This window comes from Roseibium sp. SCP15 (assembly GCF_040329435.1).
In the GTDB taxonomy this organism is placed as follows: Bacteria; Pseudomonadota; Alphaproteobacteria; order Rhizobiales; family Stappiaceae; genus Roseibium.
The window spans coordinates 1,195,405-1,209,399 of sequence record NZ_JBDZYI010000003.1; the positions used below are offsets into that span (position 1 = coordinate 1,195,405).

Below are 13,995 nucleotides of genomic sequence, written 5' to 3' on the forward strand. Positions count from 1 at the left end.
TACAAGCTCAAATTGTCAGCTGCGCGCCAATTGGCGCGCAGCATGACACTGGCTCTCTGGTTCCTTGGAGCAAGCCTCTATTCCTCGGTTTCCTCTGCAGCGGTTACCAGCCCACTTGAGGCCGCGGCCTTGTTACGCCTGGGCGAACTCATCCTGGATGGAAGGCTGTTGGAATACGATCCTTCTCAGGCGCTTGTCTATTTCTCGAAAGCTGCAGATCTTGGAGACAGGACAGCAAGGCTCCGGATTGCCGAGATGTCTCTGCGCGGCATCGGCAGCGAACCGGACGTTGATGAAGCCCTAAGGGAAATTAAGGTACTTGCCGATGACGGCTCTCTGAGCGCGCTTGTCAGCCTCGGAGATATCTATTCGTTCGGATATGCCGGTTTCATCGACAGGGAAGCCGCACTGGAAGCGTATGAAAAGGCATCTGATGCAGGCAGCATAGCCGCGTCTTTACGACTGGCCGAAATTCATCGCTATGGATGGTTCGGCCGGAAGAACACGAGGAAAGCCTACAGATACCTGGCTCACGCCAAGTCACTGGGAAATTCATATGCCCTCTACCTGATGGGCACTGGATTGGTTGAAGGTGAGTTCCGGCAAATCGGCCGCCCAAGGAGTGGACTGGAGATGTTCCGGAAAGCGGAAGATCTTGGGGTTGCAGATGCGACAGTCGCGCTGGCAATGCGCCGCAACAACCGGTCTGCTCAACTCCTCCCCCGCACCAAGTTGCTCAACAAGCTGTCCGGCATGGCCGACAACGGCAATACAGAAGCCGCACTGCGGCTGTTTGATTACTACCTTGATCCGAAAAACTGGGGCTCGCGGCAGCCCAGCGCCAGAAACATTCAACGGGCACGCGCCCAACTGGAAAAAGTCTCTGAAAAAGTAGACCCGGGTGAGCTTGAATATCGCCAGCTTCTTCTCGAAATACTGAGTTCGAAAAAGTCTGGCTATGGTTCTCTTTACTCTCGAATTGAAGAAGTTCCACCACGCAGCCGCCCAAGTCTGATGCGTCGAATTTTGCGAAGCAATCCCAACGCGTTCTTTTATTTTGTTCAGATGCGTCTGGCAGAACAAGGCTACTTCAACGGACGGGTGGATGGCTTTTTGAAACGAAGAACCATTTCGGCCATCCTCGAGTATTGCTCATCGCTGCGTGTCAGATCCCTGTGCCGCAACGGCCCTTTATCGGTGCAAACAACCCGCCTTCTTGTCCATGCATTTTAGAAATCGACGGGAGAAGCGGATACGTGCAATGCGCAAGGAGAAACCAGGACAGAAATAACCCCGAGAATGACGCAGGTGCCATTCTTTAGACGTAATCAGAATTTATGGCCTATTGAAAATTACAAACAATTTTTCCCCAAGATTTAATATTTTATACAAAATGCCAAGATGACATCTACGGCATTTTTTAATATTATTACAATGTTACAAAAAGCAACCAAGCACGAGGAGCACACTCCAACACACGGCATCTTGCTCAATGATCTTAAACAGGACTGAAAGGCGAACGAGATGGATAGTGGGCAGCATCTCAGCGACAATTCAGACTATCAGCCTGAATTTGACCGAAAGTACCAGCCGGAAGACACATTCTGGTTTCATCTCAGAATGCTGACAATGCACGACTTAATGGAAAAGAAAAAAGCGCTATTCCTCAACTATCACGAAGGAAACCCGCACAGCATTAACTGACAGATCGGCAAAACCAGAAACGGCACCATTCATGATGCCGAAACCAACCAAGTGCCGAAGCTTAAGGCCCCACCGACACGACCGAGTTCGCTTCAAGCAACCCTATTGGGTGTGACTGATCTATTTGGAAAATCCTCAGATACAGCGTAGAACGCGCCTCGGATTGGTTCGGCGCGCCCGAAAGGCACACGCGCGCAATCGAGGCTCGACATAGCAGGTCTCATGACCTCCACCTTGCCGGCAAACGCATTGCACTGCGAACCAGACACCGCCTCAGGTCCAAACGCCTGAAAATCAGCGCTCCAGACGACGCCTTTCTTCAGCCTCATGGATCTGAAAGAAGGCCGCAGCCGCTTCAGTGCGGTTGGAAACCCCCATCTTTGAGATGATGTGGTGAATATGCAGCTTGATGGTGTGTTCGGACAGACTGAGCTGGGCCGCAATCATCTTGTTTTGCTTACCCTGGGCAATCAATGCGAGAACTTCGCGCTCACGGGGCGTCAAGGCCCCGACAGCACTGTCACCATTCAGCGTACTTTCATCCGCCTTGCGGGTTTTCTCAATCTGCAGATTGCGATCGATTTCCAACAACTCGACCAAATCCGGCGGCATGTAGGAACCGCCATGCAGCATGATCTGCACCGCAAATAACCACAGATCCAGTCTGAGATTCATCGGCAGAATATTATGAATTACACCTGTCTTGAGGCATTCCCGGATGTATTGCTTTGAGTGGTAATCACCGTTGAATGTCAGGCACAGACCGGTATTGGGATACGTTTCCTGAAACTCTCTGAGACTGGTGGCATTGGCCACCCCATAGGCTTCATCGATCAGGATCAGATTGGGACAAACACCATCGGAATCCGCCCTCCTGACCAGCCCGCCCCAATCGTTTGTGATATGGACCGCCAGGTCAGGGAGCTCCCTGATTAACGCATTTTCAAGCGGGTTCGGCAGCCTGTCTCCAGGCCCTACGAAATACAAATAACGCAATTGGCTCGACATTTGTGGCCTCCCATGCATTTGCCGCCTTTTAACAATCCGCATCTTACGCAGAGTAATTTGCGCACAAGGAAGTGCTAAACAGTCCTATTTGGCTCCACAATTCAGATAACAATTTATAGTAAGCAGTTTATACCAATAAAAAATCGCAAGACATAAATCAATATGTTACCCGATCAACTAAAGGTCGAACAATGATAACACCCCACCCTAGAGCAGAGAGGCACAGTTGAAATATATTTAGAGCAAATACATGATATTCTTTTGAAGTCAGTGTTAATACCTAAAACAACATATTTACCATAAATCGACCTAATCGATACATAAGATGAATCGCACATCTTCAAACAACAATGAAAATATATATTAGTTTTAAACACAGGCGTTTAAATTTTTAAAAGTATCTTACTAAAAAGATATCAAACTTTTCTTTGAAATCAAATGTTTTTGAGCAAGCAAATATCTTTATTTAGGTAGCCGAAATTATGTCAATAGATCGATCTATTTATCAGCCGTGCAATATATAACACCTCGCGAGCGCAACTTTTTGTTTAAAGCACCTAGTTAGTTTTGACAGTTACTGCAAAATCTTACGTCCTGATCCCGCGCTACATGGCCGAACGCTCTCACAACATGAATGTCTGAAAGGGAGCCGGGATCAGTCGAATAACTCGAACTGAGCAACCCAACCCGATGGGGACAAGTTGATTTTGAACCAACAAACAATTTGAACCTGATTCCGGCTTTGGTTCCAATCAGTAAATGAGGGAAGAGCGATGCTTTTTTGCTTTTCCAGCTCGCTCCATCGTACACTCTTGCGATGTAACTGACGAAAGGGAAACAAACTTGGCGAGATAGCAATCAATGCATATCAAAGAAGTCGTTTCTCCACCGCCCACAACCGAGTGGTGCGAAATATTTCATTCCGATGCGCGTGCGACCCCATTCCAGTCAGCCGAGTGGATGGCTGCGATCGAACAAACCGGCAGATATTCCAACGCCAGCCGTCTGTACCAGACAGCGAGCGGACGGATCCTGGTGCCATTGGCAGTCAAGTCATCGGTGATTGGCAAGCGCAGTGCCTCATCGATGCCCCATGGCTTTGGCGCAGGCGGTTGCATTTCCGACTACCCGATTGGCCAGGACGACATTCAGGCGATCCTGAAAGACATGCACGGCTTGAGGGTTCGAACCTTGTCGATCCGTCCCAACCCCGTCCAGATCGACATGTGGCCCACAGGACAAAACGGCTGGTCCGCTTCACCGCGTGTGTCTCATGTCATCGACCTTGCAGGAGGCTACGACCGGGTTTGGCAGGATCGCATCCGCAGCACCAAGAGAAACCGAGTAAGAAAGGCGCGGAAAGCGGGCCTGACGATTGAAAAGGGAAACAACGCTGAACTCGTGAACAAATACTTTTCGATCTATCTGCGCTGGTCGGAGGTAAGAGCCAAAAGACGCAACCTGCCGCCGCAACTCATCCGGTATCTTGCCATTCGTCGTGAACCCAAATGGAAATTCGAGAACGTGGCCAAAGCGATGGGATCCAGGCTCCAGGTCTATATTGCGTCGATCGACGAAACACCTGTTGCTGGAACGGTTTTTCTCATCATGGGAAAAGCGGCGGTCTATTGGCGCGGTGCCAGCGATCCCGAACTGCTTGCCAAGTTTCCGGGAAACGATCTGTTGCAGAACGAGATGATACTCGACGCCTGCCAAGCCGGATGTTCGACATACCACATGGGTGAGTCCGGCGGTGTCGACACTCTCATGCGTTTCAAGAGCGACTTCGGAGCACTCGCAATTCCTTATGCCGAGTTTCACAGAAATTAGTGCATCAGCGCGGGCCCACGCACGTACCTGGAATTTTCAAGGGAAAGACAACACGGATGGTTTGGGTCTACCAGGCGCTTGTCCGCGAGCAGCCCGTTTAAACCGGGTTGCTTTTCACTCTCCTTTTAAAAACGAGCACAATAAGCGGATTTCAAAGGCGAAACCAATTCTGCGAGTAGATCGAGGTTGAAGGAACTGAGGAAAAGTTAAATTTTTAATTGTTAATAATAATATTCAAAAGATCTTCGAATTATACTCACGTCATGATTTGCGCATACTTGTCGGCCTAGATGTATTCAATCGGCGGCAGGAATATATGAAGGATCGCATTTTCATGACAGGGCAGGTTGATCCCTCGATCCTCGAGAAATGGTTTGAGTTGGTCAATCGTTGGCAGGATGTGGAGGCAAACCTCCGCATCTCGCTTGAAAAGCTGGCTCCCAACGCTCCGGAGAGGGGGGAAAAAACCAGACTTGCGCAAGTTGAGCTCCGGAAAATCAAACAGGAAATGGATGCGCTTATCGGCAGCGCCAAACCTTCCAAGGATGCCAGCGCGCCCGGCTTCATTGCAGGCAGCATCAATGTCAGCAAGACATGACCACCAAAGCATTGCGCAAAAAACTGAAGCGCCTTTCTTTGCCTGAAATCAAGGATTTCAATTCGAAAAGCAATGCTCGTTCTTTCAGTGTTTTCACGAAACACCATAGCCGGGTTTCAAGCCGGGGCACCCTAGATCTGCACTGAAATTATCGAGACCAGAACTGCCACGATGACAATCACATTGATTGCGTAAAATACGGCAACGGTGCCGGTTAAGGCAGGGCCAATTGGTCTGCCCATCCACATTGAATCAGGCCCCGCACATTCCCGTAACACGATCAGCAGCATCGTCAGGATCGCCAGGACAGGGCCAAGCCCCGCTTCGCTTTGAAAAAAATGCGGCTCCGGCGGTTTGTCGACCAACTTGACTTCCACTTCAGCCGTACCTGAGGGGAACGAGACATTGGAAAGCGAAACGTCGACCCGATTAAAGAGGGCAGTTTGCTCCAACAACTCACGCAGACGAGCCATAGCAGCTTCCGAGTAAGGTTCGCCTTCCTTCACAGTACTGGAGGCAAGTTCTGAAAGAAGATCGGCGTGCCTAGACCCTTGAACCTGAACGTCCGCCACGTGCGTTGATCTGCCAGTCAGGAAAGCAAAGGATATTCCCACGGAGCGCAGCTGCGGGTCCAAAACGTCCTTCAACTGCAGCACCTCTCCCGATGCGTAGGAAGCTTCTCTGAGACGCCAGATCAGCCCTGACTTCAGTTCTTCGAGAATCCCAGCCGTGGCCGTTTGCCCAACGAAGCGCGCCGCATGATCATCGAACCCTATGAGCGTTTCCTCTGGCAGTCCGTCAGGCAGACCGACAGCTCTGATCCAGCCGATGCGATAAAGAGAACCCGGAACGGGTGTCAACCGCGCGTATCCATTGGAAGTCATGTCATCGGAGACTTCGACGGTAGCGGCCAGATAGCCAAGAGAACGCAGAATACCTTCAAGTTTCTCTGCTTCCGCGGAAATCAGATCATTGCGCCTCTGATAGGTGACGTCCGGCAGGTCCAGCATCATTGGCAGGACAAACGCTCGCTGCAGTACATGCCTGAGTTCCGGGTCGTCTGTCTGCTCCAGATCAAGTTCGGAAGATGCCCGCGCTGCCAACGTTGCGCCCAGCAGGTAAAAACAAGCGGTTAGCAGAACAGCGATCGACAAGAAGAAGGCGTTGCAGCACCTACAGGCGCGGCTCGCCTTCATCGTCGTCAGTCTGTCAACCGCTGCAAACACCCCCTCCTCCACGGCAATGGTGATAAAGGAATAGGTTAAACCAACATTTCCCGCCAACAAAGTCAGCTAATAATTATGTCTACGCGCTAATATACTTATCTATTTAAGCATTTTTCTGATTTGCTATATTTATTAAATATTTAAATAGAGCAACAGGATGCTGAACGAACACATACAGCCTATTTCAAACGAAGTCGCATGGGAGGCGTCTGCTTCAGCGTGGGACAAGATCTACGCCGTCGACCCGTTCGCCATGCCGACGCAGTCCAGAAAATGGGCTGGCGCAATTCTTCAAGGATCCGGTGGGCGGCAGGTCAGCCGCCATTATCTGTTTTCCGATGGTCACGAGGCCATCCTTCCTCTTTTCAAGAAGACGCTCGTTCCTTTCACCTTTTCGACCCTGAATTCCCCTCCCTCCTCCTGGGGGTTCGGCGGAGTGCTCGCCAAGGAGCCTCTTGCAGCTCAGCATCTGGAAGCGATTCTGGAAGACTGCTCTGACATTCCAGGTACTGCTATTTCGGTACGGCCCAACCCCCTCCAGGCTGCAGAATGGCTGAAGGCCGCGGTGGCCAGAGGCTGGTCTGCTGTGCCGAAGACATCCCATATCCTCAATTTGGAAGGGGGTTTCGACAAGGTCCGGAAAACCCGTTTTTCCGGGAACACACGCAGCAAGATCCGCCGGGCGGAGAAGAAAGGTGTTACGGTAGAAATCGGCAATACCGAAACCCTGATCGCCAGTTTTGAACGGTTGTTCAGGCGGTCGATCGATCGATGGGCTCGAAAACAGCATGAATTTGGCTGGCTCGCACAGTTGCGCGGACACATGCGGGACTCGTCTAGAAAGTTTCGGGTCATGGCCAACTGTGCCAGTGGCATTTTCCAAGTGGCGATTGCCAGCCACAACGACAAGCCCGTTGCCGGATCCATCGTACTTGTGGACCGGAACGCCCATTACACGCGCGGAGCAATGGATGAACGCCTGATTGGCCGCACCTACGCAAATTATTTGCTACAGGCCAAAATTATCGAACTCGCCTGCAGCCGCAAATGCGCACACTACCATATGGGGGAGACGGGGTTGTCGCGATCTCTCGCCCAGTTCAAGGGACACTTCGGTGCTGTCGCGGTTCCTTATGCAGAACTCTGGTTTGAAAAGGTACCCATATTTTCGGCCGATCGCACCATGCGCTCCGGGATCAAACGGCTGATCGGTTTTACCGATGTCTAGTGCCCGGTTCCGCCCCATCCTTGTCACCGTTGCTTCCGGGTTCCTGAGTACCGTTCAGCCCGCCCGAGCGGTTGACGCACCGCCACCAATTCCAACTCCACGCCCTGCTTCGCTTCCCGTTTCTCCGCTCGGTCCCGAGGGCAGGTTCGATCTCATCTTCGCAGATGAGTTTGCAGAACCCGAACTGTCTCAGGATCGCTGGACGACTTGCTACTGGTGGGACAACAACGGCTGCACCAACCTCGGCAACAAGGAACTTCAGTGGTACGTGCCACAAAACATCCGGGTTGAAGATGGAACCCTGATCCTCACCGCCAAACCCGAGGAAGTGATCGGACACGAGGGCATGACATTTCCCTACACGTCCGGAATGGTGACAAGCGGCCGCTACTACGAAGAGGATCTGTCGGACACGCGCTTTTCGACCACCTATGGCTTTTTCGAAATGCGCGCCAAAGTTCCCTCCGGACAAGGATTGTGGCCTGCCTTCTGGTTGCTGCCGGATAACCACACCTCCAAACCGGAAATCGACATCATGGAGGTTCTCGGCCATCGCCCGGGGGTTCTGGAGCTGCACTACCATTACAAGAAGGCCAACGGAGACGTCCGCCAGAAAGGCCATGAAATCGAAACAGATGACCTCAGCAAAAACTGGCATGTATACGGTCTGGAATGGTCGTCGGAAGAAATCACCTGGTATCTCGACGGTGAAGAGCTGTGGCGAATTGAGGAACGGGAGCTGATTTCCAACGTTCCGATGTATCTCATCATAAACCTGGCTGTTGGTGGAAACTGGCCAGGAGCACCGGATGAAAGCACCAGGTTCCCTGCCGAGCTGAAAGTTGACTACGTGCGGGTATGGCAGAGGTCGCCGTGATGAGCGACTTGCGCACGACCCTTCCCGGCCCCATCACTTCCGCCACTGCCAGCCGCTCCAACCTAATGCACCAGATCCAGAAAGCACTGAAATCAGCACCACTGCTCGTGAATGGCTATGCAATGATAGCCAGCACCGGTCTAACTTCCGCGATTGGCATCGTGTTCTGGATGGCAGCAACCCGGTTCTATGACCAAAGTCAGGTCGGTCTCGGAGCAGCGCTTATCGCGCTGATGACGCCGATCAGCTATTTCGGCCAAATGAACCTGGGTACGGTTCTCAATCGTTTTCTGCCGACCGCCGGTCATCAGGCAGGTCCACTGATCCTGAAAGCCTATGTCGCCGCAGGTCTGGTATCCGGCGCTATCGCTCTTGGATTTGCACTTGGTGTCGGCACCGTAACACCTGCCCTGGCCTTACTCAGAACGGATCCGGTGACGATGGCGGTGTTCGTTTCAGGCACCGTTATCTGGACCATATTCGCACTTCAGGACGCAGCTTTGTCCGGTCTGCGCCTCTCGGTCATGATCCCGTTTGAAAACACTGTCTATGCCCTTTTGAAAATCGCGTTTCTGGTTGGATTCGCATTTGTGGCCACGATGCCCGTCAATGGAATTTTTCTCGGCTGGACCATCGCTCTCATTCCAATTGTTCTGGTCATAAACGTTCTGATTTTCAGGCATCTGGCGATACGGAAACACACCGGCAAGACCGAGCCGGTCGAACTCAAGTCGATCATGAGTTTCTTGAGCTGGGACTATGCCGGAAGCATCTTTCTGACAGCAGGCTTCGGACTTGCCCCGCTCATGATTGCATCCACTGCCGGGGTAGAAGCGAATGCTCCCTATCACATTGCCTGGACGTTCACCTATTCGGTTTACCTGATCGGCCGCTCCATGGGAATTTCGTTGCTGGCCGAAAGCGCAGCATTCCCGCAGCGCATAATCCGTCTGACCTCCGATGCCTTTTGCCACACCATGTTGATGATGTTTGGCGCAGTGACGGTCATCTGGATCGGGGCTCCTTATCTGCTGAAACTGTTCGGCGCGGCCTATGTCACAGAAAGCACTTCAATTCTCAGGGTTCTGATCCTTTCATGTCTGCCCTGGGCGGCGACAACCACATTTATTGCCGCCTTGCGGGCCAAGGGCCGCACGCAGGCGGTGGCGATCCTCCAGTTCGCGACGCTCGTCATATTCACCGCATCCAGTGCCCTGCTGCTCCAGCAACTCGGAGCCCTGGGTGTCGCATATGGCTGGTTGATTGCGCATTCGCTCGTGCTGGCAGGCTTCCTCGCACTCAACATGGCGCAATCCAAACCCGGAACCATCTCCGACATCACCCTGCTTCTGGCCGCCTCACTGGCGGACATTGCCGGCATGATCAAGCGCCGCTTGTTCAAGCAGGCCTATTCGACCTGGGACATATTTCCAGGGCCCAAGAGCGCGATCGGCGACTTCGATCTCAATCATCACGATTTGAAGAGAATGCCGGTTTCCGTAACAGACAGCACGACTCTGCTTCTGACACGAAAAGAAGACATTCCCGGTCATGACGGAGACATCCCTGAGGCAGTGGTCAAATATGCAACAACACGCTCCGGGATTGCGGCACTGCAACGCAATGCACAGGTCCTGAGAGAACTTCATTCCGATCATCGCGTCAAAGACCTGAAAAGATGGTTCCCTGAATTTCTTGGAGAAGATCAGCAAGGAGGGTTCTTCAGATCGGTGGAAACTGCCCTGCCTGGAGAAGATGGCAGGGCGTTTTTTGGCGACGATGCTCATCCCGAAGCCGTCGGCAATGCTGCCGTGACACTTGTAACCCAACTTCACGCAAATACGGCGGAGCGGTCGATACTCGACCAGGAGTGGGCAGACCGGTGGATAGACGCGCCGATCAAAACGATCACGACGGCAACGCGGTCAAGTTGGGGCTATGAAGATCGAGCGGCCACATTGGAATGCCTGCGCGAAGACCTCCGCAGGGCCTTGATTGGAAGACAACTTCCGCTGGGCCGCTGCCACGGAGACCTTTGCCCCGGAAATGTTCTGCTGACGCGAACAGCCAGCTCTTCCAACAAAATTGAGATTTCCGGTCTGGTCGATTGGGACAATTCCAAGACTGACGCGCCCTTGGCTGTTGATCTCTTTCATCTGGCGGTCACCACCAGAATGCTGGGCAGTGGAGAAGAGCTCGGGCAGATCGCCAGGACCTGTATTCTGGAGAGCAGTTTTGAATATGAAGACATCCTGGGCTTTTCGCTCGAGCCGATGAAATCAGTCTCAACTGCGAACGACGACCGGGACTTCAGCAAGAGCATGTTTTTGCTGACCTGGTTGCATCACATAAAGTCCAATCTGACCAAGTCCGAACGCTATCCCGGAAACTGGTTGTGGATGCGTGCCAATGTCGACCGAGTTTTGACCGCGATTGCGGCACGAACCGGATGAGTGTCCCATGAGTATTGAAACGACATCACCGGAAACGCTCAGGAAACCCGGGCTCCGCATTTGGGGTCGGGGCATACGGCCCGACGACCGGCAGACCGTCTGGTTGTATCGCCGTGCAAATGGAGCCCAATCATCAGTGAAACTGTTTGGCGTCGCCAACGCAATCGAACTCGCGTCCGCAACAAGCGCAGTTCTTGCCGCTGTCCTTTGGCTCTCAAGCCTGCCGCAGATGGACGCCGACCTCCTGGACAATTTCGGCCTGGTTTCCATCCTGCCCGTTACATTCTGGTTAGGCCTGTGCCTGACCACATTCAGCTTTGCACTCAGTCTCGACACGTCCTGCCGGTGGCCGGTTCTTCGTCCCCTCAACCTAGTCTTGTTGGTTTTCTTTCTTCATGCCACCGCACCCGTCGTCTACGAAACTTTGAGATATTCCTGGGCATGGAAACATCTCGGTATTGTCGATTACATCCAACGGCATGGAAGCGTAGACCGTGAGGCCCCTTTTCTGGCCGCCTACCACAACTGGCCGTTCTTTTTCTGGATGTCCTCGAAGCTCGCAGGTCTTTTCGGCCTTGGCTCCATTGAAATTGCCAATATCGTCCGCTTCTTTCCCGTCCTGGCCAATCTTTGCTATGCGGCGTTACTCGTCACGATCTTTCGGCGGTTCACCGACGATTTCCGGTTGGCTTGGTCCGCGGCATGGGTGTTCCTGTGCGCCAATTGGGTCGGACAGGACTATTTTTCTCCCCAGGCTTTCGCCTATGGACTTTACCTTCTCGTGCTGGCGACCTGTCTCGGCCCTCTGAGGCCTTCGAGCATTACCGGTTCGTCCAAAGCCCATGAAAGACTCCACCAACTCCGGGCTCTTCTGACGCGCGGGACGCCCAGAGTGCCTCAAACGAGCCGCTCAATCCGAATTTTGCTGGTGCTGCTCGTCAGCCTGTCTATCTGGGTGATGGTGGCCTCGCATCAACTGACACCGCTGATCCTGATCAGTTCCCTTTTTTTCCTGTCTCTCCTGACGGGGCTCAGTCTTGGATATGCCGCCCTCACCGCCCTTGCCGTGGTTTCCTGGGTCATTTATCCGGCGGCTCCCTTTACAGCCCTGGCGCTGCCCGAAGAAGTGGCTGGAATGCTACGTTCGTTCAGCGGTTTCACGGAAAAATTCATCGACACGTCCACCGTTGAACCCGAAGTCGCGATTGTCGCCTGGGCAGGCAGGCTGCTGACCCTCGGCGTTGCGATCCTTGCCGGCTTAGGATGGCTGAGACGGCTTAATCACGGAGGACGAGACGGTATCGCTTGCGCCCTGGCGATCGCACCATTGAGCATCATGTTGGTAACGTCCTATGGCGGTGAGGCAATCTTCCGCATTTTCCTCTTCTGCGTACCGTTTCTCTCTTTCTTCGCGGCAGCCTTGTTCTTCCCGACCAACATGTCCGGACGTGGACATGGCACCCGCTTCGCCTTTGCCGCGGTGACCATCCTGATGGCCATCGGATTCTTTTTCGGCAACAACGGCAAGGACAGGCAGTACCGTTTCTCGCCGGACGAGGTTGCAGCTTCCCAATGGCTTTATGAACGGGCACCAGCCGGCACTCTCCTGGTGGAGGGCGCACGCAGTTACCCGTCTCAATTCAGAAACTACGAGAACTTCACCTATGTCCCGCTCTCCAATGAACGTCCCGATGCCAGAAATGATATCTTGAGCGATCCATCAGGCGTGTTGAGCCGGTGGTTCCGGAATGAAAGCTGGGCAGACGGCTACATCATCCTGACACGAAGTCAGAAGGCTTATGTGGAAGCACTCGGGATCATGCCGAAGGGAGCACTGGACAACATGGAGATGGAACTGCTCGCGTCTCCCGACTTCCAACTCGTCTTCGCCAACAGGGATGCGCGCATTTTCACGGCGCGCAGGTTCCTCCAACCCAAACAAACGGAGTAAGGCCACCATTCATATGGTGCGCGCTGGCGAGCATTCGACAGTCTCGTCGACACACCTCACACCACTGCCGCCTTGGCGAGACACCCTTCAATTCCTCATCTCAATTGAAAACCGCTCAAATGCCCGGTGCAGGGATCGGTTTTGAGGTGAGACCAGATTTTCTGGATCAAGGGTGAGGTCGTATCCCGTTTCTTGTAGACCCAGATTTCAAGATCCATGTCGTACCGGCCGTCTCCTGCCAGCGCAAACTGTCCGGATCGGACGCTTTCGTAGGCGCTGCAGGCTGGCAGCCAAAGCATCTTGCGGTCCATGAGAGCCAGGCTTTTCATGAACTCGCAGGTACCGCTTTGCGACGTGCAGACAAAGGTCGGATCCTGCGCGGTCATTTTCGAAAAGATCAGGTCCTCGACTTTGGAAAAATATCCGGTTTGTCCATAGCCGACATATTCGAGGCCGCCCCTGGGCGGGTTATCGACGTCAAAGGCCGGACTTCCCGTCTCATCAAGTGCAGTACAAAGATGCATAGTATCTTCGCCCAACTTGATGGATTCGAATTCGTGGTGCTCAAAAAATGCCGGCACCTGTGGCTGAAAATAAAGCAGGACCAGATCCATTTTCCGGTCTGCCAGCATTTCGATCATTTCATAGAAATCATAGGTGTCGATCGAGACCGAAAAATCACCACAGGCTGCCTTGACCTGACTGAGCCAGTCGGGGACGAAACTCAGGGCCAGCGACGTTGCAGCGGCCAGACGCAGGTCGGGTGTGGAACTGGATTTGCGCCGCTGAAACTCGACCCTGTTAAGCTCCAGCTCCCTAAGCACATTTTGAGCTGTATCGTGAAACTGTTGCCCTTCCTGCGTGAGCGTGACCGGATAACTGCTACGGTCGAAAAGTTCCGCCCCCAACCAGGTTTCAAGCGCCTTGATGCGCCTGCTGAAGGCAGATTGCGTGATGTTGCGCTCCTCCGCCGCCTGGGAAAAGTTCCCTTGCTTGCTGAGAACGAGAAAGTCAGTCAACCAGTTGGTGTCCACGCTAATCTCCTGAACCAATTGGCGAAATTATATGCAGCGCAAAAATGTATGCAAAATTTGCATAACAAGCCTGTTGGTCGAATTCA

10 protein-coding genes are annotated in these 13,995 nt (G+C 53.0%); 7 read left to right on the plus strand and 3 right to left on the minus strand.

Annotated elements, in window-relative coordinates; all coding sequences use genetic code 11:
• Positions 1 to 42 precede the first annotated feature (42 nt).
• On the plus strand, positions 43 to 1,233 hold the full coding sequence (locus ABLO27_RS19540; RefSeq protein ID WP_353034920.1) for a tetratricopeptide repeat protein: 1,191 nt from the start codon (positions 43 to 45) through the stop codon (positions 1,231 to 1,233).
• A gap of 765 nt (positions 1,234 to 1,998) precedes the next feature.
• On the opposite strand, the gene ABLO27_RS19545 is transcribed toward ABLO27_RS19540, so the two are convergent.
• Complete coding sequence (locus ABLO27_RS19545; RefSeq protein ID WP_353034922.1) at positions 1,999 to 2,712, minus strand: helix-turn-helix domain-containing protein; 714 nt, start codon at positions 2,710 to 2,712, stop codon at positions 1,999 to 2,001.
• Between the two features lie 861 nt (positions 2,713 to 3,573).
• Here ABLO27_RS19545 and ABLO27_RS19550 point away from each other — a divergent pair.
• Positions 3,574 to 4,542: a GNAT family N-acetyltransferase gene (locus ABLO27_RS19550; RefSeq protein ID WP_353034924.1), complete on the plus strand. Its 969-nt coding sequence runs from the start codon at positions 3,574 to 3,576 to the stop codon at positions 4,540 to 4,542.
• 316 nt (positions 4,543 to 4,858) lie between these two features.
• Entirely contained in the window at positions 4,859 to 5,140 is a 282-nt protein-coding gene (locus ABLO27_RS19555) for a hypothetical protein (protein WP_353034926.1), read from the plus strand.
• A 131-nt stretch (positions 5,141 to 5,271) separates the two neighbouring features.
• Here the strand turns inward: ABLO27_RS19555 and ABLO27_RS19560 are convergent, their stop codons facing one another.
• The gene (locus tag ABLO27_RS19560) at positions 5,272 to 6,366 is read right to left on the minus strand and encodes a hypothetical protein (RefSeq protein WP_353034928.1); all 1,095 of its coding nucleotides are present in this window, start codon (positions 6,364 to 6,366) and stop codon (positions 5,272 to 5,274) included.
• A gap of 157 nt (positions 6,367 to 6,523) precedes the next feature.
• On the opposite strand from ABLO27_RS19560, the gene ABLO27_RS19565 reads away from it, so the two are divergent.
• Genes ABLO27_RS19565 through ABLO27_RS19580 form a run of 4 tightly spaced genes read left to right on the plus strand, consistent with a single transcriptional unit; the run spans position 6,524 to position 12,875 of the window.
• The gene (locus ABLO27_RS19565) at positions 6,524 to 7,594 is read left to right on the plus strand and encodes a GNAT family N-acetyltransferase (protein ID WP_353034930.1); all 1,071 of its coding nucleotides are present in this window, start codon (positions 6,524 to 6,526) and stop codon (positions 7,592 to 7,594) included.
• Entirely contained in the window at positions 7,587 to 8,471 is an 885-nt protein-coding gene (locus ABLO27_RS19570; RefSeq protein ID WP_353034932.1) for a glycoside hydrolase family 16 protein, read from the plus strand. The genes ABLO27_RS19565 and ABLO27_RS19570 overlap by 8 nt, the downstream gene beginning before the upstream one ends.
• Positions 8,471 to 10,924: a phosphotransferase gene (locus ABLO27_RS19575; protein ID WP_353034934.1), complete on the plus strand. Its 2,454-nt coding sequence runs from the start codon at positions 8,471 to 8,473 to the stop codon at positions 10,922 to 10,924. The genes ABLO27_RS19570 and ABLO27_RS19575 overlap by 1 nt, the downstream gene beginning before the upstream one ends.
• 7 nt (positions 10,925 to 10,931) lie before the next feature.
• A complete protein-coding gene (locus tag ABLO27_RS19580) occupies positions 10,932 to 12,875 on the plus strand; it encodes a hypothetical protein (RefSeq protein ID WP_353034936.1) in 1,944 nt (647 codons plus the stop codon).
• 95 nt (positions 12,876 to 12,970) lie between these two features.
• Here ABLO27_RS19580 and ABLO27_RS19585 read toward each other — a convergent pair whose 3' ends face one another.
• Positions 12,971 to 13,909 (minus strand): LysR family transcriptional regulator, encoded by a 939-nt coding sequence (locus tag ABLO27_RS19585; protein WP_353034938.1) that lies wholly within the window; start codon positions 13,907 to 13,909, stop codon positions 12,971 to 12,973.
• Positions 13,910 to 13,995 lie beyond the last annotated feature (86 nt).